The organism is Streptomyces sp. NPDC041108, assembly GCF_055592645.1.
On record NZ_JBVIYK010000016.1, the window covers coordinates 24142 to 48770 of the forward strand.

The window sequence follows — 24629 nt, forward strand, 5'->3', positions numbered from 1 at the left end:
GAGCCGGAGCCGGAGCCGGAGCCGGAGCCGCGGCCAGGGCAGGGGCAGGGGCTGGGCCCTGGGCTGAACAGGCGCTCGGGGCTCAGACCCTGGCCGCGACTTCCTCGGTGAGCACGAACTCGGGGTCGATCTGCGCGGCCAGATCGGACCCGGTCCGCTCGTTGCCCCAGCTGGTCGCGTTCTTCAGGTGGAAGTGCGCCATCTGCTGGGTGTAGCGCTCCCAGTCGCGCAGCTCGTACGTGGCGTCGGCGGCTTCGTGCAGCGTGCGCAGTGACTCCCGGTTGGGCGCCTCCAGGCGCTCGAAGCGGGGCGGGCGCCCCTTCTCCAGGGCGCGCACCCAGTCCGAGTGCCCGAAGGCCACCAGCAGGTCGTCGCCGACCTCGGCGCGGAGGAAGTCGAGGTCGTCGTCGCCCCGCACCTTGTTGCCGACGACCTTCAGGGCGACGCCGTAGTCACTGGCGTACTCCTTGTACTGGCGGTAGACGGAGACGCCCCTCCGGGTCGGCTCGGCGACGAGGAACGTCATGTCGAAGCGCGTGAACATGCCGGACGCGAAGGAGTCCGAACCGGCCGTCATGTCGACCACCACGTACTCGTCGCGGCCGTCCACCAGGTGGTTCAGGAACAGCTCCACCGCACCCGTCTTGGAGTGGTAGCAGGCGACCCCCAGGTCGGCGTCGGTGAAGGGGCCGGTGACCATCAGGCGGACGGCCCCGCCGTCGAGCTCCACCGGACGGGCGCAGGCGTCGTAGATGGCGTTGGGCTCGCAGATCCGCACCAGGCGCGAGCCGTCGCCGGGCGGGCTGGTCTTGATCATCGTCTCGGCGGAGGCGATCCGGGGGTTGGAACCGCGCAGGTGGTTCTTGATCAGTGCCAGCCGGTCGCCCATCGCGGGCAGTTCGGCGGCCTCCGACTCGTCGAGACCGAGGGCCGCGCCCAGGTGCTGGTTGATGTCGGCATCGACGGCGACGACCGGGGCTCCGGAGACGGCGAGGTGGCGGATGAACAGGGAGGAGAGCGTGGTCTTGCCACTCCCGCCCTTCCCGACGAAAGCAATTTTCATGTTCACTAACGGTAGTGGGGTGGGTGCCAGGGGTGTCCGTGCGGCGTCGGAAGACCACTCCTTCGAGGGGTCGGTGCCTTGGGCGCGTACTGTCGTACTCATGAGTACGACTGGTGCGGCCGCCGATCCGCTCGCGGCCCTGGCAGAGCTTCCCGGCGTGGCCGAGTCCGTGGAGTCCGTGCGCAAGGCCGTCGACCGTGTCTACGGCCACCGCGTCATGCGGCGCCGGAGCAACGCGGTCACCTCCGAGGCGGCCCTGCGCGGTGCGCGCGGCTCGGCGGCACTGTCCGGCGCCGACTGGGCCCTCGAAGAGGTGCGGCGCCGCACGGACTTCAGCGGCCAGGACGGGGACGACGAGGCCCGTGCCATGGGTGCCGCGCTGCGGCTGACCGCCGAGGCGGGCCAACTGCTGTCGATCTGGCGGCAGTCACCCCTGCGGGTGCTGGCGCGGCTGCACCTGGTGGCGGCCGGCCATGACGACGCGCGCGTGGGACGGCCCCGACAGGACGGGGAGCAGGTCGACGAACCCCTGATCGAGCTCGCTCTGCCGGGTGCCGCCGAGGTCGCCGGACGTCTCGACGGCCTCTCCGGGCTGATCGTCCAGGGCGGTTCGGCCCCTGCCCTGGTGACCGCCGCCGTCGTCCATGGCGAACTGCTCGCCCTGCGGCCCTTCGGCAGCCACAACGGTCTCGTCGCGCGCGCGGCCCAGCGCATCGTCCTGATCGGCAGCGGGCTGGACCCCAAGTCGGTGTGCCCGGCGGAGGTCGGCCACGCTGAACTCGGCCGCGCCGCCTATGTGGCCGCCCTCGACGGCTATGTCTCCGGTACCCCGGAGGGCATGGCCGCCTGGATCGCCCACTGTGGCAGAGCCGTCGAACTGGGAGCGCGCGAGTCGACGGCGGTGTGCGAGGCGCTGCAGCGCGGAGCCGCGTAGGCGCGGTGGAGGCGGGGGGACTCGACTGCTGGAGAACCTGGCGGAGAAGCCCCGGAAAAGGGTTGCGGCGGTACGAGAATTCGTACCGCCGCTGGCATGTTCACCTGGTTACCAAGCGTCCTCGATATATGCCCATCAGGCCGGGATCTATGGCCCGTGACCTGGTGCGGCTGGCCCGTAATCGACGGGTCGACGTCGCGTGGGTGCCTGGTGTTCATGCTAGGTCCGTGGGGCCAAAATGAGTTTTTAAAGGTGATCCTCTCGGATGTCCTTTGGTCTCGCGGGCCTTGAATCCTTTCTACTCCAGGATCGGGACAAGCGGAACCCCTCGATGTGCTTCTTTACTTTTAGGTTCAAACAGCGCTAATCGGCCGTAGCGGCGAGGGCCGCGGATCAGGCGGTCGCCACCCGGCGTCGGCTCGCGTACCAGACGAGCCCCGCGGTGGCCGCCGCGGCGCCTATGGCGGCGGCCGCGAGCAGGGCGGGGCGCGGTGGCACGGCCAGACGCTGCTTGAGGCGCACCGGACGGTGGAAGTCGAGAATGGGCCATCCGCGGGCGAGGGCCTCCCTGCGCAGAGTCCGGTCCGGGTTCACCGCGTGGGGGTGTCCCACGGCCTCCAGCATCGGCAGGTCGGTCGCCGAGTCGCTGTACGCGTAGCAGTGCGCGAGGTCGTACTCCTCGGACTCGGCCAGGTCCCGGATCGCCTGGGCCTTGGTCGGACCGTAGGCGTAGTACTCCACCTCGCCGGTGAAGCAGCCGTCGTCGCCGACGACCATCCGCGTCGCCACCACCCGGTCCGCGCCGAGGAGCTCGCCGATCGGCTCGACCACCTCGGCGCCGGAGGTGGAGACGATGACGACGTCGCGCCCGGCGGTGTGGTGCTCCTCGATGAGGGAGGCGGCCTCGTCGTAGATGATCGGGTCGATCAGGTCGTGCAGGGTCTCGGCGACGATGTCCTTCACCTGCTGCACGTTCCAGCCCCGGCAGAGTGCGGACAGGTACTTCCGCATCCGCTCCATCTGGTCGTGGTCGGCGCCGCCCGCGAGGAACACGAACTGGATGTACGCCGTCCGCAGGGCGGCCCTGCGGTTGATCAGGCCGCCTTGGTAGAACGACTTGCTGAACGTGAGCGTGCTCGACTTCGCAATGACCGTCTTGTCCAGGTCAAAGAAGGCCGCTGTGCGGGGCAAGGAGTGGTTTTCCACGAGGCGAGCATAGGCGCCCGCCATTCGGGCTAGTGTGGGGCGTGTGGGTTTGCCTGAGAAGCCTCTCGGGTACACCATGGAAGTCACGGATCGTTCGCGACCGTGCTAACGCGGCCCGGCTCCTCCCCCCCCGAGTCGGCCGTGAAGACGACCCCCACTCTCCCCCCCGGTGGGGGTCGTCGCATGTCCGCATGCGTTTCTTCCTCCCTGACCCGGCCCACGAAGCCCCTCCGTGCCTCGTGGGCTTTTCTGTGTCTCGGCGCAGGATACGTCACTGTCCGTAGTCGTTGGGCTGCGCTGTGGAAGTCGTTCCGGAGTCGCCTGTTCGGGTGACGGCGATATTCACAGCCATCGAGTTGTCCACAGATTTAGACCATGATCCACATCATTTCCGAGATCGCCGCACCGTCATTCCAGCGCGTCCCGACGGCGGCCACTTCACGGCCGGTTCCGTTTCCGGATGCGTGGGACCGGTATCCGCCGGCCGCCCGCACGGCGGCCGATCACCGGTCCTCCCACAGGAGTTGACCAAGGGCGCCCGCGATACGGATCACACGGATCACACGGATCACACGGATCGCATGGATCACATGGATCACGCGGAGCGCCCCGGGCGAAGCAGCGAAGGGGCTGGGAAACATGGCGGGAGTCATCACCGACGACCGGCCGCCCGCCGCCGAGGGGCGGCAGGGCAGGCCGTTGATCGTCACCGAGGACGTGGAACTGTTGGACGACCTGTTGCGCCTCTGCGCGGCGGCGGGTGCCCGGCCGGAGGTCCACCACGGGATGCCGGAGGGCCGGGGCCGGTGGGAGGCGGCGCCGCTGGTGCTCGTCGGGGACGACGCGGCACGGCGGCTGCGCGGTGCCGCACGCCGACGAGGAGTGGTGCTCGTCGGCAAGGACCAGGACGATTCCGGTGTCTGGCAGCGGGCCGTGCAGATCGGCGCCGACCACGTCCTGATGCTGCCCGACGGCGAGCAGTGGCTGGTCGACCGCATCGCCGATGTGGCGGAGGGCGTCGGCCGGCCCGCGCTCACCGTCGGCGTGATCGGCGGCCGAGGCGGGGCCGGCGCATCCACACTGGCCTGCGCTCTCGCCGTCACCTCGGCGCGGCAGGGCACACGCACCCTTCTCGTGGACGCCGATCCGTTGGGTGGCGGCCTCGACGTGCTCCTGGGCGGCGAGAGCGCCGACGGACTGCGCTGGCCCGCCTTCGCCGCCTCGCGCGGCCGGGTCGGTGGCGGCGCTCTGGAGGAGTCGCTGCCGGAACTGCACTCCCTGCGCGTGCTGAGCTGGGACCGAGGCGACGCCGTCGCCGTCCCGCCCCAGGCCGTACGGGCAGTCCTCGCCGCGGGCAGGCGACGCGGCGGGGCGGTCGTCGTCGACCTGCCGCGCCGCATCGACGAGGGCGTCGCCGAGGCCCTCGCCCAACTCGACCTCGCTCTCCTGGTCGTCCCCGCCGAACTGCGCGCCGTCGCCGCCGCCTCCCGTGTCGCCTCCGCCTTCGGCATGGTCCTGCGCGATCTCCGCGTCGTGGTCCGCGGGCCGTCCGCCCCCGGCCTCGGCGACCACGAGGTGGCCCGCCTGCTGGGGCTTCCGCTCGTGGGCGAGGTGCCCACCGAGGCCGGTCTGCCGGACGGCGGCAGACCACCGGGCGGCGCCCCGCGCGGACCACTCGCGCGCTTCTGCGAGGGCTTCTGGGAGCGGGTCGCGGTCAGGGGTGAGGCGGCGTGAAACGCATGCCCGGAGAACCCTCGGGGACGCTGCTGCAGCGCGGCGGAGAAGCGCCACTGGTCACGACGGGCCCACGGTTGCCGGTCGGGGGTGCGGGCGTATGAGCGGGATGCCCGACGACGGCCTGTTGGACGGGGTGCGTCAGTGGCTCGTCGAGAGCGGTGCCGAGCCGACGCCGGCGCGGGTCGCTCAGGCGTTGCGGGAACGGGGACGGGTCCTCGGGGACGCCGAGGTGCTGGGAGCGGCCGAGCGGCTGCGGTCGGAGCTGGTGGGGAGCGGACCGCTGGAACCGCTGCTCGCCGACGCGTCGGTCACCGATGTACTGGTGTCGGCGCCCGACCGGGTGTGGGTGGACCGGGGCGGCGGCCTGGAACTGACCGGGATCTCCTTCCCGGACGCGGCCGCCGTACGACGGCTCGCGCAGCGCCTGGCAGCCGTTGCCGGGCGCCGGCTGGACGACGCCCGGCCGTGGGTGGACGCCCGGCTCCCGGACGGCACCCGGCTCCACGCGGTGCTCCCACCGGTGGCCGTCGGGTCCACGTGTCTCTCCCTGAGAGTCGTACGGCCCCGTGCCTTCACCCTCGCCGAACTGGTGACGGCGGGCACGGTGCCGCCCGGCGGTGACCGCGTCCTGCGGGCGCTGATCCGCTCCCGGTTGTCGTACGTCATCAGCGGCGGGACCGGGACAGGGAAGACCACGCTTCTGAGTGCGTTGCTGGGCCTGGTCGACCCCGGCGAACGGATCGTGCTGGCCGAGGACTCGGCGGAGCTGCGGCCCGACCATCCGCATGTGGTGCGGCTGGAGGGCAGACCGGCCAACCAGGAGGGCGTCGGCCTCGTCGAACTGCAGGACCTGGTGCGCCAGGCGCTGCGGATGCGGCCGGACCGGTTGGTGGTCGGCGAGGTGCGGGGCGATGAAGTCGTGGCGTTGCTCGCCGCCTTGAACACCGGCCACGAGGGCGGCTGCGGGACCCTCCATGCCAATGCCGCGGGCCAGGTACCGGCCCGGCTGGAGGCGCTGGGCACGGCCGCCGGGCTCGACCGGGCGGCGCTGCACAGCCAGTTGGCGGCCGCTCTGTCGGTGGTCCTGCATCTCGTGCGGGACCGGGACGGGCGGCGGCGGATCGCCGAGGTGCATGTGCTGGAGCGGGACGGGTCGGGACTGGTGGTGACCGTGCCGGCGCTCCGCTGGGGCGAGAAGGCGTTCGTGTACGAGCGGGGCTGGGAGCGGCTGCGAGGGCTGATCCGGGAAGGTCTGCGCGGCGGAGGCGGCGGAGGCGGGGGCCCGGACGGGCTGGAGGGACCGGACAGGTCGAACGGGCTGGAAAGGAGCGGGCGGTGGTGACGGGGGTCGGGGAGATGCCGGTCGGGGCGGTGGCCGTGGCCTGTGCCGGGGCGGCGGGCTGGATGTCGGCCGAGACGCGTGGCGCCGGGGTTCGCAGGGCGCGGTTGCTGCTGCCGGGCGGCGGATCGGTGGCGCCGCCGCCCTGGGCCCGGGTGACCGCCCGGGTACGGCGGTTGGGGGCCGAGTGGTGGGCGCCGGTGGCCGGGCTGGTGATCGCGGTGCTGGGAGCCTCGGTGCTGCCGGTCCTCGCGGGGGCGGCGGCTGTGCCGGTGCTGAGGCGGGCACGGCGGGCGGCGGAGGAGAGCAGAGCCCGGCAGCGGCGTGGCGACGCGGTGCTCGCGCTGTGCTCGGCGGTCGCCGGTGAGGTGCGGGCCGGGCGGCAACCGGGTGCGGCGCTGTCCCGGGCCGCGCGGGATTCCGGAGGGCTGGGGAACGCCGGGGCCGCGGTGCTGGCGGCGGCTCGGTTCGGCGGTGATGTGCCGGGTGCCCTGGCGCACGCGGCACGGCAGCCGGGCGCCGAGGGGCTGCTGGGGCTCGCCGCGTGCTGGGAGGTGGCCGTCGACCGGGGTGCGGGCCTCGCCGCCGGGCTCGACCGGCTGGAGGGTGCCCTGCGCGCCGAGCGGGACCAGCGGGCCGACCTGCGTGCCCAGTTGGCCGGCGCCCGCTCGACGGCGGTGATGCTCGCCGGGCTCCCGGTCCTGGGCCTTCTCCTGGGTACCGCGCTCGGCGCCGATCCCCTGCGCGTGCTGCTGCACAGCCCTGCCGGGCTGGGCTGTCTGTTCGTCGGGGCGGTGCTGGAGGGCGCGGGTCTGTGGTGGGCGCTGCGGATCGTCCGGGGAGCTGAGTCGGCGTGAGCGGTGAGGTCGTCCACAGGCTGGGGATGGTTGTCTGCGTGGTCGGGGGACTGTGGTGGCTGGCCCGGTCGCTCGACACCGCGCGGCGTGAGCGGAGGCTGCGGGCTCGGCTGACCGCGGTGCTGGCCCTCGCCGCCGGGCCGCCCCGGCGGAGCCTCGTTCCCCGGGATGCCGTACAGCGGTGGCTGCCGGTCGCCGGGGCGGTCTGCGCGGGGTGGGTGCTCGGCGGAGGCGTCCTGGGGCTGGTGGCGGGCCCGGCCGCCGGAGTCGGGGCCTGGCTGTGGCTGCGGAGGGCGCGGCGCATGGGCGGCGATGCGGCGGAGGCGTACGACGCGGCGGTGGTCTCCCGCCAACTGCCGCTCGCCGCGGACCTGCTGGCCGCCTGCATCACGGCCGGGGCGAGCCCCGTGGTGGCTGCCCGGGCCGTGGGGGAGGCCCTGGGCGGGCCGGTGGGCGAGAGGCTGGCCAGGGGCGCCGCCGAGGCGCGGCTGGGGGGTGAACCGGCCGAGGCCTGGCGCGGGTTGGCGTCCCTGCCCGGCGCCGGGGCACTGGCGAGGCTGCTGGAACGCGCCGATGAGTCCGGCGTACCGGCCGCGTCACCCGTCGCCCGCCTCGCCGCCGAGGCCCGTGCGGATCGGGGCCGTTCGGCGACGGAGCGGGCCCGCCGGGCCGCCGTGATGATCACCGCGCCGGTCGGGCTGTGCTTCCTGCCGGCCTTCATCACCGTGGGCGTGCTGCCGGTGGTCATGGGGCTCGCGGACGGGCTGTTGGGAGGTGGTGGGCCATGACTGGGCGGGCTTGAGGAGGCGGGCTTGAGGAGGCGGTGCCCGATGCGGACCGCCGCGTCAGCGGTGACGGCGATCAGTAGTGGTCGGCAGTGATCAGCAGCAAATGTGTGGCCGTCGGTGGCCACCGGCAAGCAAGACAACAAAACCTCACGGGGGTTGGGATGAACAGTTCGTCGAAGTCGTCGAAGTCGGAGTCGTCGAGGACGTTGGGGTCCGTGAAGGCGGCGGGGGAGGTGGTCTGCGCTCGGTTCGTGTGTGCCGTGATGTGCAGGGTGCGGGCGGCGCGGAGGGACGCCGGGATGGTGACCTCCGAGTACGCGGTCGGGATCATCGCGGCGGTGGCCTTCGCCGCGGTGCTCTACAAGGTGGTGACCAGCGGGCAGGTCCAGGAGGAGCTGCAGCAGATCGTCGGGCGGGCCCTCAATGGCGGGGCTTGAGCGGCGCGCTCCGCGTCGGCGCGCTCCGCGTCGGCACGGCGGGGCGCTGGGTGGTGACGGCGGGTTCGTGACGGCCGAGGCGGCCATGGTGCTGCCCGGGATGCTGCTGGTCGCGACGGCGCTGATGTGGGGCCTGTTCGCCGCCTGCGCGCAGATCCAGGTGGTGGACGCTGCCCGGGCCGGCGCACGGGCGGCAGCCCGGCAGGACCCGTCGGCCACGGTCGTGGCGACCGCCCGGAACACGGCGCCCGACGGCGCGGAGGTGACCGTACGCCGGGAGGGCGACCTCGTCCGGGTCGTGGTCTCGGCCCCGGTGCCGGGGCCGGACGGACTGGGCATCGACGTGAGCCATGCGGCTGTGGCGCTGGCGGAGGAGACGGTGGGGGCGGCCAGTACGGAGGGGGTGGGGGCCGGGTGAGCGCGTCCTCGTGGTTCGACGGGCGGTCGTGGGCCGCCCGGCCGATTCGGCCGAATCGCCTGAATCGCCCGAATCGGTTGGATCAGTCGGATCGGTTGAATAGGCCGGATCGGTCGGATCGGTCGTATGCGTTGATCACGTCGGGCTGTACGGCCAAGTCGGACCGTTTGGCCGAGTCGGACCGTTTGGCCAAGTCGGTCCGGTCGGTCGGATCGGTCGGGGCGCTCCGGGCGGACAGGGGATCCGCGACCGTCTGGGCCGTCGGTGCGATCGCCGCCCTGTGTGCCGTGTTCGGTGCCGTACTCGCGCTGGGGCAGGCCGTGGTGATCCGGCATCAGGCCGCCGCGGCGGCCGACCTCGCGGCCCTCGCCGCCGCCGATCACTGGATGAAGGGCAGCGCGGGGGCCTGTGCGACGGCGGAACGGGTGGTGGGGGCGCAGGGCGGCAGACTCGTGCGTTGCGAGGTCGAGGGGGAGATCTCGGACGTCACGGCGGTCTCGGACATGGGGCCCCTCACCGCCGAGGCCAGGGCCAGGGCGGGCCCACCGGCCGCACCCGGCTCACTGGCCCCACCAGGCTCAAGAGCCTCAGGGTAGGGCTGGAGGCCGCTGAAGGGCCGTCCAGGCCCTCCGCAGGGTGCGACCGGGAAACCGCGGGTCACCCACACGGCGGGTGGTCCTGCGGGCCGCCATGGGGCCCGAGCGGTCAGGGGCCGCACAACACCCAGGGCGGGCGCCGGGTCCGCCCCGAGACTCCGCCCTCGGAGCCCGCCCCGGGGGCCCTCTCACTGATCCCGCCCGAACTCCGACGTCCCCCGGTGCCTCAAGGCGTCCGGTCCGCCGGGGGAGTGTCGGGGGCTGCCCGGAGCAGTTCGGTCAGCAGGCGTACGGCGCCCCGTTTGTGCAGCGGGTCGTTGCCGTTGCCGCACTTGGGGGACTGGATGCAGGACGGGCAGCCGGCGTCGCACTCGCAGGAGGCGATGGCCTGGCGGGTGGCGGTGAGCCAGGCGCGCGCGGTGTGGAAGGCGCGCTCGGCGAAGCCCGCGCCGCCCGGGTGGCCGTCGTAGACGAAGACGGTCGGCAGCAGGGTGTCCGGGTGGAGCGGGACGGAGACGCCGCCGATGTCCCAGCGGTCGCAGGTCGCGAAGAGGGGAAGCATGCCGATCGAGGCGTGCTCGGCGGCGTGGAGGGCGCCGCCGAGGATCTCGGGACCGACCCGGGCCGCCTCCAGCTGGTCCTCGGTGACGGTCCACCAGACCGCGCGGGTGCGCAGCGTACGAGGAGGGAGGTCGAGCTTGGACTCGCCGAGCACCTCACCGGTGATGAGGCGTCGACGGAGGAAGGAGACGACCTGGTTGGTGACTTCGACGGAGCCGTAGCACAAGCGGCCGGCGCCCCAGGGGACTTCGGTGTCGGTCTCCAGGACGGAGATGGCGGTGGTGTCGCGGGCGACGGTGGAATAGGGCGGGTCGGCCTGTTCGACGAGGGCGACGCAGTCGTCGAGGTCCAGTTCGCGCACCAGGTACGTACGGCCCTGGTGCAGGTGGACCGCGCCCTCGTGCACGGTGGTGTGGGCGGCGCCCGCGTCGACCGTGCCGAGGAGCCGGCCCGTGCCGGTCTCGACGACCTGGACGGGGCGTCCGCCCTGGCCCCGGATGTCAGCCAGGTCGGCGGCCCGCTCGCGGCGGGTCCAGTGCCAGGTCTTGGCGCGGCGGCGGAGCAGCTTCGCGGCCTCCAGCTGCGGCAGCAGTTCCTCGCAGGCCGGTCCGAACAGGGGGAGGTCCTCGTCCGTGAGGGGCAGTTCCGCGGCGGCGGCGCAGAGATGGGGGGCGAGGACGTACGGATTGTCGGGGTCGAGGACGGTCGATTCCACCGGTTGGTCGAACAGGGCCTCGGGGTGATGGACCAGGAAGGTGTCCAGTGGGTCGTCGCGGGCGACGAGGACGGCGAGGGCGCCCTGGCCGGAGCGTCCGGCGCGGCCGGCCTGCTGCCACAGGGATGCGCGGGTGCCCGGATAGCCGGCGATGAGGACGGCGTCCAGGCCGGAGATGTCGATGCCGAGTTCGAGGGCGGTGGTGGCGGCGAGGCCGAGGAGTTCGCCGGAGTGAAGGGCGCGTTCGAGGGCGCGGCGTTCCTCGGGGAGGTAGCCGCCGCGGTAGGCGGCGACGCGCCGGGCGAGGGAGCGGTCGACCTCCGCGAGGCGCTCCTGGGCGATCACGGAGATCAGCTCGGCGCCGCGCCGGGAGCGTACGAAGGCGACCGAGCGCACGCCCTGCACGACCAGGTCGGTCAGCAGGTCCGCCGTCTCCGCGGTCGCCGTACGCCGCACCGGCGCGCCCTTCTCGCCGTGGAGTTCGGTGAGCGGAGGCTCCCAGAGGGCGAACACCAGTTCACCGCGGGGTGAGGCGTCGTCCGCGACCTCGGTGACCGGGAGGCCGGTGAGGCGGCGGGCGGCGACCGAGGGCTCGGCGGCGGTGGCGGAGGCCAGCAGGAAGACGGGTTCGGCGCCGTAGCGGGCGCACAGACGGCGGAGGCGGCGCAGGACGTGGGCGACGTGGGAGCCGAAGACGCCCCGGTAGGTGTGGCACTCGTCGATGACGACGTACTTCAGGGCGCGCAGGAAGGAGGACCAGCGGGGATGGGACGGGAGGATGCCGCGGTGGAGCATGTCGGGGTTGGTGAGGACGTAGTTGGCGTACTGGCGCACCCATTCGCGTTCCTCGACGGGGGTGTCGCCGTCGTACACGGCCGGGCGGACGGCGTTTCCCAGAGGTTGTGAAAATTCCTTCACAGAACGCCGCTGATCAGCCGCTAGGGCCTTGGTGGGGGCCAGGTAGAGCGCCGTCGCGCCGCGGCCGTTGGGGGCCTCGGAGCCGTCCAGGAGGCAGGACAGGACCGGGACGAGGTAGGCCAGCGACTTGCCCGAGGCGGTGCCGGTGGCGACGACGACCGACTCGCCGTCCAGCGCGTGCTCGGCGACGCGTGCCTGGTGGGCCCAGGGATGTTCGATTCCGGCGGCCTGGACGGCGGCGAGCACTTCCGGCCGGATCCGGTCGGGCCAGACGGCATGGCGGCCCGCACGTGGGGGCACATGCTCCGTATGAGTGATGCGCGAAGCCCGGCTCGGCCCCGAGGCGAGCCGGTCCAGGACCGTGCCCGGCGAGGGGCTGGAAGCGGTGTCCGTCGGGGATCGATCGGATCGGTGATTCTTGGCCATCGGCATCGAGTGTGTCACCGGCGTGACGGACAATGGAGCCAAGGCGTCGTGCACGCCTGCCGGTAAGTGATTGAATGCCATCGCGGCTGGCGAACCGTCCCGGGGGCTTTCAAGCCGAGGTGTCCCGAGGGGCGAACGCTCGATAGCAAGGTGCTGGAGGATCCGTGGACCTGTCCCTGTCGACCCGTACTGTCGGCGATCGTACGGTCGTCGAGGTCGGTGGCGAAATCGACGTTTATACCGCGCCCAAGCTGCGTGAGCAGCTGGTCGAGCTGGTCAACGACGGGAGTTTCCACCTCGTCGTCGACATGGAGGGCGTCGACTTCCTCGACTCCACCGGGCTCGGCGTGCTGGTGGGCGGCCTGAAGCGCGTACGGGCCCATGAGGGCTCGCTGCGTCTGGTGTGCAACCAGGAGCGGATTTTGAAGATCTTCCGCATCACCGGTCTGACCAAGGTGTTCCCGATTCACACCTCGGTCGACGAAGCGGTGGCGGCCACCGACTGATCGCGCCCGCCGGGCCCGGCGCCCGGTACGGCAAGAGACAAGTGAGGGGGACCGGGCCCGTGGGCCCGGCCCTCCGACCGCACGCCCGTAGTTCCGAGGGGGATGCATGGCCACCGTTGAACTCCGCTTCAGCGCGCTGCCCGAGCACGTCCGGACCGCCCGACTGGTGGCGGCAGCGGTGGCGCGCAGGGCCGGAGTGGACGAGGCCGTTCTCGACGAGGTCAGGCTGGCCGTCGGCGAGGCGTGCACCCGTGCCGTCGGACTGCATCAGAGCGGCGGCATCTCGGCGCCGGTGCAGGTGTCGCTGATCGAGGAGGAGAAGCAGTTCTCCATCGAGGTCGGCGACGAGGCGCCGCACGCCGTGCCCGGTGACAAGTCGTCGGGCGCCGGTGGTGACGTGGACGCCGACATCGAGGAGGACGACATGGGCCTCGCGGTGATCAGCGGTCTCGTCGACGACGTCGAGGTCTCGGCGGGGGAGAACGGCGGACTGATCCGCATGACCTGGCCGACGACACCGTCGGTCGCCGTACTGCCCTGATCGTTTCCCCGAACGCTCCGATCTTCTCAACTTCAAGTAGTACCGCCGAGGGCCCTGCTGAGCAGGGCCCTTCGCGTTTCTCCGGCTTTTATTCCGATCACCGTTCATCGGAACACCGGAATTCGTGAAGTAATTCACGATCATTCACGCGATAATTGATCAAGCGTCAATGCCTTTGAGGCGTTACTTCTTTCGAGTAGCGTGGTCGTGCGCGGATCATTTGCTGGTGGGCATGTGAAGGACAATTCCGCTTGCCGTGCACTGTTTTGATCAGGATCTCCTCCCTACAATCCGTCCACATCTTGAGCTCAGCCCAAGCGTCAAGGAGGACGAATGGCGGGGCTTTCTACCCCTCAAAGGTTTGACCAGACCACGGACTTCGCAGCCGCGGTACTGACCGACGACAACCGGATCATCGTTCTGGTGATCGGCTTCGTCGCCCTGGCCGCGCTCGCCGTCGCCGGGGTCCTGGTACGCCAGGTGCTCGCGGCGGGCGAGGGCACCGACAGCATGAAGAAGATCGCGACGGCGATCCAGGAAGGCGCCAACGCCTATCTGGCACGGCAGATGCGCACGCTCGGTGTATTCGCCGTCGTCGTGTTCTTCCTGCTCATGCTGCTGCCCGCGGACGACTGGAATCAGCGCGCCGGACGCTCGGTCTTCTTCTTGATCGGCGCGGCGTTCTCGGCGGCCACCGGCTATATCGGTATGTGGCTCGCCGTGCGCAGCAATGTGCGCGTCGCCGCGGCGGCCCGGGAAGCGACACCGGCGGAAGGCGAGCCGGAAAAGGATCTCACCGCCGTCTCGCACAAGGCGATGAAGATCGCATTTCGCACCGGCGGCGTCGTCGGCATGTTCACGGTGGGGCTCGGGCTTCTCGGCGCGTCCTGCGTGGTCCTCGTCTACGCGGCCGACGCGCCCAAGGTGCTGGAGGGCTTCGGTCTCGGAGCCGCGCTCATCGCCATGTTCATGCGTGTCGGCGGCGGCATCTTCACCAAGGCCGCCGACGTCGGCGCCGACCTGGTCGGCAAGGTCGAGCAGGGCATTCCGGAGGACGACCCGCGCAATGCCGCGACCATCGCCGACAACGTGGGCGACAACGTCGGCGACTGCGCGGGCATGGCGGCCGACCTCTTCGAGTCGTACGCCGTGACGCTCGTGGCCGCGCTGATCCTCGGCAAGGCCGCGTTCGGCGACGCCGGGCTCGCGTTCCCGCTGATCGTGCCCGCGATCGGCGTGCTCACCGCGATGGTCGGCATCTTCGCGGTGGCGCCCCGCCGCAGCGACCGCAGCGGAATGTCCGCCATCAACCGCGGCTTCTTCATCTCCGCGGTGATCTCGCTGGTCCTCGTCGCCGTCGCCGTCTACGCCTACCTGCCGTCGTCGTACGCCGACCTCGAAGGCGTCACGGACACGGCGATCGCCGGCCACGACGGCGACCCGCGGGTCCTCGCGGTCCTCGCGGTGGCCATCGGCATCGTGCTGGCAGCGCTGATCCAGCAGCTGACCGGCTACTTCACCGAGACCACTCGGCGTCCCGTGCAGGACATCGGCAAGAGTTCGCTGACCGGCGCGGCCACCGTCGTCCTCGCCGGTATCTCCATCGGACTCGAATCGGCCGTCTACACCGCGCTGTTGATCGGTCTCGGCGTCTACGGGGCGTTCCTGCTCGGCGGTACGTCGATCATGCTCGCGCTGTTCGCGGTGGCGCTGGCCGGCACCGGCCTGCTGACCACGGTCGGCGTCATCGTCGCCATGGACACCTTCGGGCCGGTCTCCGACAACGCGCAGGGCATCGCCGAGATGTCCGGTGACGTCGAGGGCGCGGGCGCGCAGGTGCTCACCGACCTGGACGCCGTCGGCAACACCACCAAGGCCATCACCAAGGGCATCGCCATCGCCACGGCCGTACTCGCGGCCGCCGCGCTCTTCGGCTCGTACCGCGACGCGATCCTCACGGCCGCGAACGACGTCGGCGAGAAGGTCTCCGGCGAAGGCGCGCCCATGAACCTGATGATGGACATCTCGCAGCCCAACAACCTGGTCGGGCTCGTCGCGGGCGCCGCGGTCGTCTTCCTCTTCTCGGGTCTGGCGATCAACGCGGTCGCGCGGTCGGCCGGTTCGGTGGTCTACGAGGTGCGGCGGCAGTTCCGCGAACGGCCCGGGATCATGGACTACACCGAGCAGCCGCAGTACGGCCGGGTCGTCGACATCTGCACCAAGGATGCCCTGCGGGAACTGGCCACGCCCGGTCTGCTCGCCGTCATGGCTCCGATCGCGATCGGATTCACGCTCGGGGTCGGCGCGCTGGGCGCGTATCTCGCGGGCGCGATCGGCACGGGCACGCTGATGGCGGTGTTCCTCGCCAACTCCGGTGGTGCGTGGGACAACGCCAAGAAGCTAGTCGAGGACGGCCATCACGGCGGCAAGGGCAGCGAGGCGCATGCCGCGACCGTCATCGGTGACACCGTGGGCGACCCGTTCAAGGACACGGCGGGACCGGCCATCAACCCGCTGCTGAAGGTGATGAACCTCGTCGCGCTGCTCATCGCGCCCGCTGTCGTCCAGTTCAGCTACGGCGAGAACAAGAGCGTGGGGCTGCGTGTCGCCATCTCGGTGGTCTCGATCGCCGTGATCGTCGGAGCGGTGTACGTGTCCAAGCGGCGCGGGATCGCCGTGGGCGATGAGGGCAACGCCGAGCGGGTGGCCAATTCGGCGGACCCGGCGGTGGTTTCGTAGCCGGCCTCGGACCGGCCTCCTGACCGAGTGCCGGGCCGTGTACCGGCCCGGACCTGTGAGGGCCCAGCTCAAAGGGCGGGCGGGCGACGCGTGTTGACGCGTCGCCCGCCCGCTTTCGTCCATGCCGCCTGTTCTCCGTGAGCCTTCTCTCTCTTGGTGCAAATGGTTACAAAAGGGTGCACTGGGGGTGCTCGGCACACAGGTGCCACCCATGTGGCGTGTATGTTCCGGGGCCGAGAGCCACGGAAGGGACCGATCCGGTGAACAAGAAGCTCGCTGCCGCACTGTCCGGCGGTGCGGTACTGGTACTGGCGCTGTCCGGCTGCAGCAGCGACGACAAGACGAACGACAAGCTGAACTCCTGGGCCAAGCAGGTCTGTGACTCCGTGCAGCCGCAGATCAGGAAGATCGCGGCGGCCAACGCCTCGATCCAGAAAGAGACGTCGGACGACAGCGCTCCGGCGGACGTGCAGAAGGCCGACTCGCAGGGCTTCCAGGACATCTCCGATGCGTACAAGGCGATGGCGACGGCCATTCAGCGGGCCGGGGCGCCCGATGTCGAGGACGGCGCGAAGAAGCAGAAGGCCGCTGTCGCCGAGCTGAACGAGCTGTCCACGGCCTACGGCGAGCTGAAGAAGAAGTCGGACGCGCTGAACACCAAGGACCAGGCGAAGTTCGCGGACGGCCTCGAAGACGTCGCCACCGAGCTGGAGAAGCTCAGCAAGACCGGGAGCAACGCGCTGAAGGAGCTGGAGCAGGGCGAGGTGGGCCAGGCGATGGCCGAGCAGCAGAGCTGCAAGTCCGCCACCACCTCCGGGGCCGCGTCCGCGCCGGCTACGTCGAGCCAGGGCTGAGCGGGGTCCGCCCCGACCGCGGCTGAAGGGCTGCGGCTGTACGGACCCGGTGCGGCAGGACGCCCGGAGGCAGGACGCCCGGAGGCAAGACGCCCGGCGGAGGGACGCCCGGCGGCAGGACGCGGTGCGTTGACGCGGCTGCCGGTCCCCGCGCCCGCGGCGGCTCGGTCGTCGGCGCGGCCCGGTCGTCGGCGGCGCGGGCGTCTGCAGCCGAGCGGCGTCGCGATGCGCGACTACGCTGGGCGGTGTGAGTGACTCCAGGCTGTCTTCCCTGCCCTCCGCCGACCGGCCCGATGTCGCTGTGCGGCTTCGGAAGGCGCTGATCGGTGCCGAATTCACCGCCGACGGGCTTCTCGAGCTGCTCGGCGCCTCCGCGTACGCGGCCTTGGCGCGCAGTGAGGTCGTGCCGGCGCTCAGGGCGACGCGCGGGGACACGGCGCTGGCGGCGCTCGTACGCGTGTTCCTGCTGCAACAGGCGGTTCCCCGCGCGCGGGTGGAGGCCGTGCTGCCGCTCGATGCGTGCGTCGAGAGCGGCTGGCTCGTTCCCGCCGGTGCGGACGGCGACGAGATCGCCGCCGCCGTCGACGTACGGCCGTACGGCGGTCCCGAGGGCGAGGACTGGTTCATCGTGTCCGACCTGGGGTGCGCGGTCGGCGGGGCCGGAGGGATCGGAAGCCGGGACGAGGGTGTGGTGCTGGGGGTCGGTGGCGCGTCCACGACCCTGGCCGGGATCACGGTACGGACGGCTGTCGGCTCCGCGCTCGACCTCGGGACCGGCTCCGGCATCCAGGCCCTGCACGCCACGCGGCACGCCACGCGCGTGACCGCCACCGATCTCAACCCGCGCGCGCTGCACATCACGGCGCTCACGCTGGCGCTCTCCGGTGCACCGGCGGCCGATCTGCGCCAGGGCTCCCTGTTCGAGCCGGTCCGGGCCGACGAGACGTACGACCTCATCGTGTCCAACCCGCCGTTCGTGATCTCACCGGGTGCGCGGCTGACCTACCGCGACGGAGGGATGGGCGGGGACGATCTGTGCCGCACACTCGTCGCGCAGTCGGGGGAGCGGCTGAACGAGGGCGGGTTCGCGCAGTTCCTCGCCAACTGGCAGCACGTGGAGGGGGAGGACTGGCAGGAGCGGCTCCGGTCGTGGGTGCCGCGCGGGTGCGACGCGTGGATCGTGCAGCGGGAGGTCCAGGACGTCACGCAGTACGCGGAGTTGTGGCTGCGGGACGCGGGCGACCACCGCGGTGACGTGGCCGAGTACCGGGCGCGGTACGACGCGTGGCTCGACGAGTTCGAGACGCGGAAGGTCAAGGGCGTCGGGTTCGGGTGGATCACGCTGCGGAAGGCGGCGGCCGCGGATGCCGCGCCCTCGATCACCATCGAGGAGTGGCCGCATCCGGTCGAACAGCCGCTCGGTGAGGCCGTGCGGCAGCACTTCGCGCGCGTCGACTACCTGCGGTCGAACGACGACGCGGCGCTCCTCGCCGCACACTTCCGGCTGACCACCGAGGTCGTCCAGGAGCAGGTCGGGATGCCCGGCGCCGAGGACCCCGAGCATGTGGTGCTGCGTCAGAACCGGGGTATGCGCCGGGCCACGAAGGTGGACACGGTCGGCGCGGGATTCGCGGGTGTGTGCGACGGCACGCTCAGCGCGGGGCGGATTCTGGACGCCATCGCCCAGCTCGTCGGCGAAGACGCGGTGGCGCTGCGCGACCGGACGCCCGGCCAGATCCGGCTCCTCGTCGAACAGGGGTTCCTCGAACCGCTCCGGTGAGCCGCTGCCGCTGCCGCTGCCGCTGCCGCTGCCGCTGCCGCTGCCGCTGTTGTCTGCTGCTGCCTTCGCCGTGCCGCTGCCGCGCCGGGCTCGCGCGCCCGGTGACGATTTCCGGACCGTCCGGTGACCGTACCGGTGCCTCGCGCGGTGCCCTTTCCCGTGACCTGTGGGGCGTATACGCATTCCTGGGGCGCATGTTCTCCTTGTGACTGAATTGATCCGTAAAAGTGCTCCTGTCAGTGGTGCGTGCGAAGCTATTTTCAAGAGACGGATTCGACGTGTCCTCGGGGGAGGCACGCGCTGTCTCTGGGGGATCGGGGGGGTCGCGATGGCTGGGGAGCCGGAGCAGGGCCAGGGCAGGATCATCAACAACCGGTACCGGCTGCTGCGCACCCTGGGCGCGGGCGGCATGGGCCGGGTCTGGCTCGCGTACGACGAGGAGCTGGCCTGCGAGGTCTCCATGAAGGAGATCTCCCTGCCCGACGTCCCGCTCGACGCCACCGAGCCCGCCCAACGCATCGCACGGGCCCGCAGCGAGGCCCGGCACGCCGCGCGGCTGCGCGGACACCCGCATGTGGCGACGGTCCACGACGTGGTGCTGCACGAGGGCCTGCCGTGGATCGTCATGGAGTACGTGCCGGACGCGATCGACCTCCAGGCGGTCGTACGCCGGCGGGGGCCGCTCGCTCCCGAGCAGGTCGCCCGCATCGGCCTCGCCGTCCTCGACGCCCTCACCGCGGGCCACCGGATCGGCATCCTGCACCGCGATGTCAAACCGGCCAACATCCTGCTGGCCGCCGACGCCTCGGGCGACCTCTACGCCCGCGTGCTGCTCACCGACTACGGCATCGCCCTCCAGCCGGAGTCCCACGAGCCCCGGCTCACCGCGACCGCCGGCATCCTCGGCACCCCCGGATACCTGGCGCCGGAGCGTGCGCGGGGCGAGCCGCCCACCCCGGCCGCCGACCTGTTCTCGCTCGGCGCCACGCTGTACGCGGCGGTGGAGGGCCGCGGCCCCTTCGACCGGCACGGCGAGTACGCGACGCTCACGGCCCTGCTCGGGGAGGAACCGACACCGCCCGTCCGCGCCGGTGAACTCGCCCCCGTCCTGCACGGACTGCTCATCAAGGACCCGGTGCGCCGGCTGTCGCCGGAGGCGGTGGCACGCGGACTGCAGCGGGTGACCGGAGCGGGCGGCGAACCGGCCCCGCCGGGCTGGGGGGCCACCCCCGCGTCCGCGCCCGGCGCCTTCGGCCCGGCCCCCGCCACGCCCGGCACCCCGGGTACGCCCGGCGGACACGGAACCGCCGGTGCGCCTCCGGGGTACGTGGCGAGCGCGCCGCCCGGGTACGTGGCCGCCGGTCAGCACGGCCTCGGCGGCACCCCGAACACGCCGGGCGCACCCCAGTCGCCGTACACCCCGAACACGCCGGGCGCACCCCAGTCGCCGTACACCCCGAACACACCGGGCGCACCCCACACGCCGTACGCGCCGCAGACGCCCGGAGCCCCGCACACCCCCGGCGCGTCACCCGCCGCGCCGAACACCCCGCACACTCCGGCGGGCGGCCCGGCCGGGTACGACCCGTGGCAGCAGGGGCAGCAGCCGCGAGGACCCTACGGCGGCTACAACCCGTACGGGGGCGGCGGCCCCACGCCCTACGGGGGAGGCGCGGCCGCGCCTCCCGGCAACGCGGGGTTCCCGACCGTCACGGCCGGGGGACCGCCGCCCGGTGGACCCCGGCGTAAGACGCCCGCGGCGGCGATCGTCGGGATCGTGGTCGCCGTGCTGCTGGTGGCGGGCGGCGGGACCTGGGCCGCGGTCAACTTCTCGGACGATCAGGACACCGAACGCTCCGACACGTCCAAGGAGCGCGAGCCGCAGCCGGGCTCGGAGTACCCCTACGGCGAGCGGGCCGCCCTCAAGAAGCCGCTGGAGGTGGGGGACTGCGTGAAGGCGGTCTGGACGGGCACGGCGTTCGACTCGGTGCCCGACCTCGGAGTGGTCGACTGCGCCGAGGACTGGCCGGACGGCCAGGTCGTGGCGGTGGAGAGGGCGTCGGACCACGCCGACGCGAAGGCCGGCGGCGCGCGCCGCTGCGCCGCCCAGGCGGACACGATCGCCGAGGCCCTGCCCGACGCGGGGGTCTACGCGCTCGTCCCGTCGGAGGAGGGCTTCACCACGGCCAAGGGCGGTACGGCGTGCCTCGTCCTCGGCAAGCACGTCCCGATCGGCGGCGAGGTGGGCCGGCTCCGGGACGTGGGCATGAACCTGTGGCCCACGCAGATGGCCGTCGGCGACTGCTGGGACTACACCACCAGGGAGGACGACGAGGGATACGACGCTCCGCTGACCGACTGTGCCGAAGCGCACACCGACCAGGTCGTCGGATCGGTCCAGGCTCCCGCCAACATGACCTTCGACGGCGCCCTCGCCGAAGGCGGAAAGCTGTGCACCAACAGGTTCGAGTCGAGTTGGGCGCCCGGCACCGACCTGATCGTGTCGGGATGGGTGTCCGACAAGGAGGAATGGAAGAAGGGCTTCAGCAAGGTGGTGTGCACGGTGCGCAACGCCGACGTGTCGAAAACGACCGGGAAGATACGCACGCCCGGCTCGGTCTGAGGGCACGGTACGCCTCGCGTTCACCTCGGGTTCGCGCGCCCGCCGCCCGTCCGTGCCAGCCTCCCGTCCCGGGGTGGTCGAGGGGTGGGAGGACGGGACATGGAGAGCGGACCGGCGATCTTCGTGGGAGTGGTGTTCGCCCTGTTCGGGGGCGCGCTGCTGCTGTGGACCGTGTCGCGGCTGCGCCGGGGTGAGCCGGTCGCCCAAGGGGTGCGCCCCGCGTTGTCGGCGTCGCTCGCCAGCGGCACGGCGGTCACCGCTCTCGTGCTCGCCGCGTGGTGCCTCACCCGAGTCTGAGAGGGGCCGGGCAGCCGGGGCAGACGAGCGTGCGGGGTAACGAGATGTGACGCTCCGCATACTCCCCGAACGGGTCGCCGCACACGCCGGGCGGCAGGAATGGCGGTAGTCGGGTTACCGTTCGAGTGGCCGTTGCGGGCTTTTCCCGTTTGACACGGGGGCGGGATGTACCGTCACACTCCGCAGCGTCAGCACGACCCGACCCCCGGGCCGGCCGCCGAGCCCCGTGCGCGGCTACGGCCTCCGGGGGCGCCCGCCCCGGGACGCCAGCCTGGGGAGACCCAGCGTCGACCGGAGAGAAGAGCGAAGTTGTCCCCGACCAGCGAGACCGCGAAGGGCGGCCGCCGACTCGTCATCGTCGAGTCGCCTGCCAAGGCGAAGACGATCAAGGGCTATCTCGGCCCCGGCTACATCGTCGAGGCGAGCGTGGGGCACATCCGCGACCTTCCCAACGGCGCCGCGGAGGTGCCCGAGCAGTACACCGGCGAGGTGCGCCGCCTCGGCGTGGACGTCGAGCATGACTTCGCGCCCGTCTACGTGGTCAACGCGGACAAGAAGGCGCAGGTCAGGAAGCTCAAGGATCTCCTGAAGGAGTCCGACGAACTCTTCCTCGCCACCGATGAGGACCGCGAGGGCGAGGCCATCGCCTGGCACCTCCAGGAGGTCCTCAAGCCCAAGGTCCCGGTCAAGCGGATGGTCTTCCACGAGATCACCAAGGCCGCGATCCAGGCTGCCGTCGCCAACCCCCGCGAGCTGAACCAGAAGCTGGTCGACGCCCAGGAGACCCGCCGCATCCTCGACCGTCTCTACGGCTACGAGGTCTCGCCGGTCCTGTGGAAGAAGGTCATGCCGCGGCTGTCGGCGGGCCGCGTCCAGTCCGTCGCGACCCGGCTCGTCGTGGAGCGGGAGCGCGAGCGGATCGCCTTCCGCTCGGCCGAGTACTGGGACCTGACCGGCACCTTCGCGACCGGCCGCGCGGGCGACGCCTCCGACCCGTCGTCCCTGGTCGCCCGGCTGCAGTCCGTGGACGGCCGCCGGGTCGCCCAGGGCCGTGACTTCGACTCGCTCGGGCAGCTCAAGAGCGCGAACATCCTGCACCTGGACGAGACGGACGCCCGCGCGCTGGCCGCCGCCCTGGAGAACACCCGGTTCGCGGTCCGCTCCGTCGAGTCCAAGCCGTACCGCCGCTCGCCGTACGCCCCCTTCCGCACGACGACGCTCCAGCAGGAGGCCTCGCGCAAGCTGGGCTTCGGTGCGAAGGCGACGATGCAGGTGGCGCAGAAGCTGTACGAGAACGGCTTCATCACCTATATGCGTACGGACTCCACGACGCTCAGCGACACCGCCGTGGCCGCCGCCCGCGCCCAGGTCACCCAGCTGTACGGCGCCGACTACCTGCCGGCCCAGCCGCGGACGTACGCCGGGAAGGTCAAGAACGCGCAGGAGGCGCACGAGGCGATCCGGCCCTCGGGCGATCGTTTCCGCACGCCCGCCGAGACCGGTCTGACCGGCGACCAGTTCAAGCTCTACGAACTGATCTGGAAGCGGACGGTCGCCTCCCAGATGAAGGACGCGGTCGGCAACAGCGTCACGGTGAAGATCGGCGGCACCGCCTCCGACGGCCGGGACGCCGAGTTCAGCGCCTCCGGCAAGACGATCACCTTCCACGGCTTCCTCAAGGCATACGTCGAGGGCGCCGACGACCCGAACGCCGAACTCGACGACCGCGAGCGCAGGCTGCCGCAGGTCGGCGAGGGCGATGCGCTCTCCGCCGAGGAGATCACGGTCGACGGGCACGCCACCAAGCCCCCGGCCCGCTACACCGAGGCGTCGCTGGTCAAGGAGCTCGAAGAGCGCGAGATCGGCCGCCCGTCGACGTACGCGTCGATCATCGGCACCATCCTCGACCGGGGCTATGTGTTCAAGAAGGGCACGGCCCTCGTGCCGTCCTTCCTGAGCTTCGCCGTGGTCAACCTGCTGGAGAAGCACTTCGGGCGGCTCGTCGACTACGACTTCACCGCGAAGATGGAGGACGACCTCGACCGCATCGCGCGCGGTGAGGCCCAGGCCGTGCCGTGGCTGAGGCGGTTCTACTTCGGCGAGGGCACGGCCCCCGGCGGCACGGCGGCCGAGGCCGGCAACGGCGACGGGGACCACCTCGGCGGGCTGAAGGAACTGGTCACCGACCTGGGCGCGATCGACGCCCGCGAGGTGTCGTCGTTCCCCGTCGGCGACGGCATCGTGCTGCGCGTCGGGCGCTACGGCCCGTACATCGAGCGCGGTGAGAAGGACGCGGAAGGACATCAGCGGGCCGACGTGCCCGAGGACATGGCTCCCGACGAGCTGAGCGTCGAACTCGCCGAGGAACTGCTCGCCAAGCCGAGCGGCGACTTCGAGCTGGGCGCCGACCCCGCGACGGGCCACCAGATCATCGCCCGCGACGGGCGCTACGGCCCGTACGTCACCGAGGTGCTCCCCGAGGGCACCCCGAAGACCGGCAAGAACGCGGTCAAGCCGCGCACGGCCTCGCTGTTCAAGTCGATGTCGCTGGACACGGTGACCCTGGCCGACGCGCTGAAGCTGATGTCGCTGCCGCGCGTGGTCGGCACCGACGCCGAGGGCCAGGAGATCACCGCGCAGAACGGCCGGTACGGGCCGTACTTGAAGAAGGGCACGGACTCGCGCTCGCTGCAGACCGAGGACCAGCTCTTCACGATCACCCTTGAAGAGGCGCTGGCGATCTACGCCCAGCCCAAGCAGCGCGGGCGGGCCGCCGCCAAGCCGCCGCTGAAGGAGCTGGGCGAGGACCCGGTCAGCGCGAAGCCGGTCGTGGTGAAGGACGGCCGCTTCGGGCCGTACGTCACCGACGGCGAGACCAACGCGACGCTGCGGTCCGGGGACAGCGTGGAGACGATCACGCCCGAGCGCGGGTACGAACTGCTCGCGGAGAAGCGGGCGAAGGGTCCCGTCAAGAAGACGGCGAAGAAGGCGCCGGCGAAGAAGACGGCGACCAAGACCGCAGCGAAGAAGGCCGCGCCGGCGAAGAAGACCGCCGCCGCGAAGAAGACGGCGGCTTCGAAGACGGCCGCGGCCAAGAAGGCGGCTCCGGCGAAGAAGGTGGCCGCGAAGAAGGCTGCGGCTTCCGGGGACGGCGCCTAGCAGCTCGGGGGTGCGGGGCTGGATGAGTTCGCGGCTGTGGGCTGCTCGTGGCTTGTCGGGCGGTTCCCCGCGCCCCTGACGGGGTGCCCGTGCTCGGCGGTGGCCGGAAGTGGCCGCCTTCGCCTCGTCGGATGT

The 24629-nt window shown here is 71.8% G+C and carries 19 protein-coding genes; 16 read left to right on the plus strand and 3 right to left on the minus strand.

What is annotated here, in order from left to right:
- Positions 1-82: 82 nt before the first annotated feature.
- Positions 83-1063, minus strand: coding sequence for an ATP-binding protein (locus ACZ6BB_RS33375; protein WP_471618858.1), 981 nt, complete (start codon positions 1061-1063; stop codon positions 83-85).
- A gap of 100 nt (positions 1064-1163) precedes the next feature.
- On the opposite strand from ACZ6BB_RS33375, the gene ACZ6BB_RS33380 reads away from it, so the two are divergent.
- Positions 1164-1997: a Fic family protein gene (locus tag ACZ6BB_RS33380; protein ID WP_471618859.1), complete on the plus strand. Its 834-nt coding sequence runs from the start codon at positions 1164-1166 to the stop codon at positions 1995-1997.
- Between the two features lie 393 nt (positions 1998-2390).
- Here ACZ6BB_RS33380 and ACZ6BB_RS33385 read toward each other — a convergent pair whose 3' ends face one another.
- Complete coding sequence (locus ACZ6BB_RS33385; RefSeq protein WP_471618860.1) at positions 2391-3227, minus strand: HAD family hydrolase; 837 nt, start codon at positions 3225-3227, stop codon at positions 2391-2393.
- Between the two features lie 615 nt (positions 3228-3842).
- Between ACZ6BB_RS33385 and ssd the strand changes: the two genes are divergently transcribed.
- From ssd to ACZ6BB_RS33420, 7 genes are all read left to right on the plus strand, one after another.
- On the plus strand, positions 3843-4937 hold the full coding sequence (gene ssd, locus ACZ6BB_RS33390) for a septum site-determining protein Ssd (RefSeq protein WP_471618861.1): 1095 nt from the start codon (positions 3843-3845) through the stop codon (positions 4935-4937).
- A gap of 100 nt (positions 4938-5037) precedes the next feature.
- Positions 5038-6282 carry a TadA family conjugal transfer-associated ATPase gene (locus ACZ6BB_RS33395; RefSeq protein WP_471618862.1) on the plus strand — a complete coding sequence of 415 codons (1245 nt, stop codon included), beginning with the start codon at positions 5038-5040 and terminating at the stop codon, positions 6280-6282.
- The gene (locus ACZ6BB_RS33400; RefSeq protein WP_471618863.1) at positions 6276-7136 is read left to right on the plus strand and encodes a type II secretion system F family protein; all 861 of its coding nucleotides are present in this window, start codon (positions 6276-6278) and stop codon (positions 7134-7136) included. The genes ACZ6BB_RS33395 and ACZ6BB_RS33400 overlap by 7 nt, the downstream gene beginning before the upstream one ends.
- Complete coding sequence (locus ACZ6BB_RS33405; RefSeq protein ID WP_471618864.1) at positions 7133-7924, plus strand: type II secretion system F family protein; 792 nt, start codon at positions 7133-7135, stop codon at positions 7922-7924. Before ACZ6BB_RS33400 ends, ACZ6BB_RS33405 begins: the two co-directional genes overlap by 4 nt.
- Before the next feature lie 263 nt (positions 7925-8187).
- Positions 8188-8361: a DUF4244 domain-containing protein gene (locus ACZ6BB_RS33410; protein ID WP_199845522.1), complete on the plus strand. Its 174-nt coding sequence runs from the start codon at positions 8188-8190 to the stop codon at positions 8359-8361.
- Positions 8348-8779, plus strand: coding sequence for a TadE family type IV pilus minor pilin (locus ACZ6BB_RS33415; RefSeq protein ID WP_471618865.1), 432 nt, complete (start codon positions 8348-8350; stop codon positions 8777-8779). Before ACZ6BB_RS33410 ends, ACZ6BB_RS33415 begins: the two co-directional genes overlap by 14 nt.
- Positions 8780-8964: 185 nt before the next feature.
- Positions 8965-9375 carry an Rv3654c family TadE-like protein gene (locus tag ACZ6BB_RS33420; protein ID WP_471618866.1) on the plus strand — a complete coding sequence of 137 codons (411 nt, stop codon included), beginning with the start codon at positions 8965-8967 and terminating at the stop codon, positions 9373-9375.
- A gap of 226 nt (positions 9376-9601) precedes the next feature.
- Here the strand turns inward: ACZ6BB_RS33420 and ACZ6BB_RS33425 are convergent, their stop codons facing one another.
- Entirely contained in the window at positions 9602-12076 is a 2475-nt protein-coding gene (locus tag ACZ6BB_RS33425) for a DEAD/DEAH box helicase (RefSeq protein ID WP_471618867.1), read from the minus strand.
- Between the two features lie 83 nt (positions 12077-12159).
- On the opposite strand from ACZ6BB_RS33425, the gene bldG reads away from it, so the two are divergent.
- From bldG to topA, 8 genes are all read left to right on the plus strand, one after another.
- On the plus strand, positions 12160-12501 hold the full coding sequence (gene bldG, locus ACZ6BB_RS33430) for an anti-sigma factor antagonist BldG (protein ID WP_005475923.1): 342 nt from the start codon (positions 12160-12162) through the stop codon (positions 12499-12501).
- Positions 12502-12607: 106 nt separating this feature from the next.
- Positions 12608-13042, plus strand: a complete 435-nt coding sequence (locus ACZ6BB_RS33435; RefSeq protein WP_471618868.1) for an ATP-binding protein — start codon at positions 12608-12610, stop codon at positions 13040-13042.
- Positions 13043-13375: 333 nt separating this feature from the next.
- Positions 13376-15781 carry a sodium-translocating pyrophosphatase gene (locus ACZ6BB_RS33440; RefSeq protein ID WP_471618869.1) on the plus strand — a complete coding sequence of 802 codons (2406 nt, stop codon included), beginning with the start codon at positions 13376-13378 and terminating at the stop codon, positions 15779-15781.
- A gap of 260 nt (positions 15782-16041) precedes the next feature.
- Positions 16042-16635, plus strand: a complete 594-nt coding sequence (locus tag ACZ6BB_RS33445; protein ID WP_471618870.1) for a small secreted protein — start codon at positions 16042-16044, stop codon at positions 16633-16635.
- 247 nt (positions 16636-16882) lie between these two features.
- Complete coding sequence (locus ACZ6BB_RS33450; RefSeq protein WP_471618871.1) at positions 16883-18415, plus strand: DUF7059 domain-containing protein; 1533 nt, start codon at positions 16883-16885, stop codon at positions 18413-18415.
- A 328-nt stretch (positions 18416-18743) separates the two neighbouring features.
- The gene (locus ACZ6BB_RS33455; protein ID WP_471618872.1) at positions 18744-21038 is read left to right on the plus strand and encodes a serine/threonine-protein kinase; all 2295 of its coding nucleotides are present in this window, start codon (positions 18744-18746) and stop codon (positions 21036-21038) included.
- 99 nt (positions 21039-21137) lie between these two features.
- The gene (locus ACZ6BB_RS33460) at positions 21138-21335 is read left to right on the plus strand and encodes a hypothetical protein (RefSeq protein ID WP_471618873.1); all 198 of its coding nucleotides are present in this window, start codon (positions 21138-21140) and stop codon (positions 21333-21335) included.
- 309 nt (positions 21336-21644) lie between these two features.
- Positions 21645-24494 (plus strand): type I DNA topoisomerase, encoded by a 2850-nt coding sequence (topA, locus tag ACZ6BB_RS33465; protein ID WP_471618874.1) that lies wholly within the window; start codon positions 21645-21647, stop codon positions 24492-24494.
- Positions 24495-24629 lie beyond the last annotated feature (135 nt).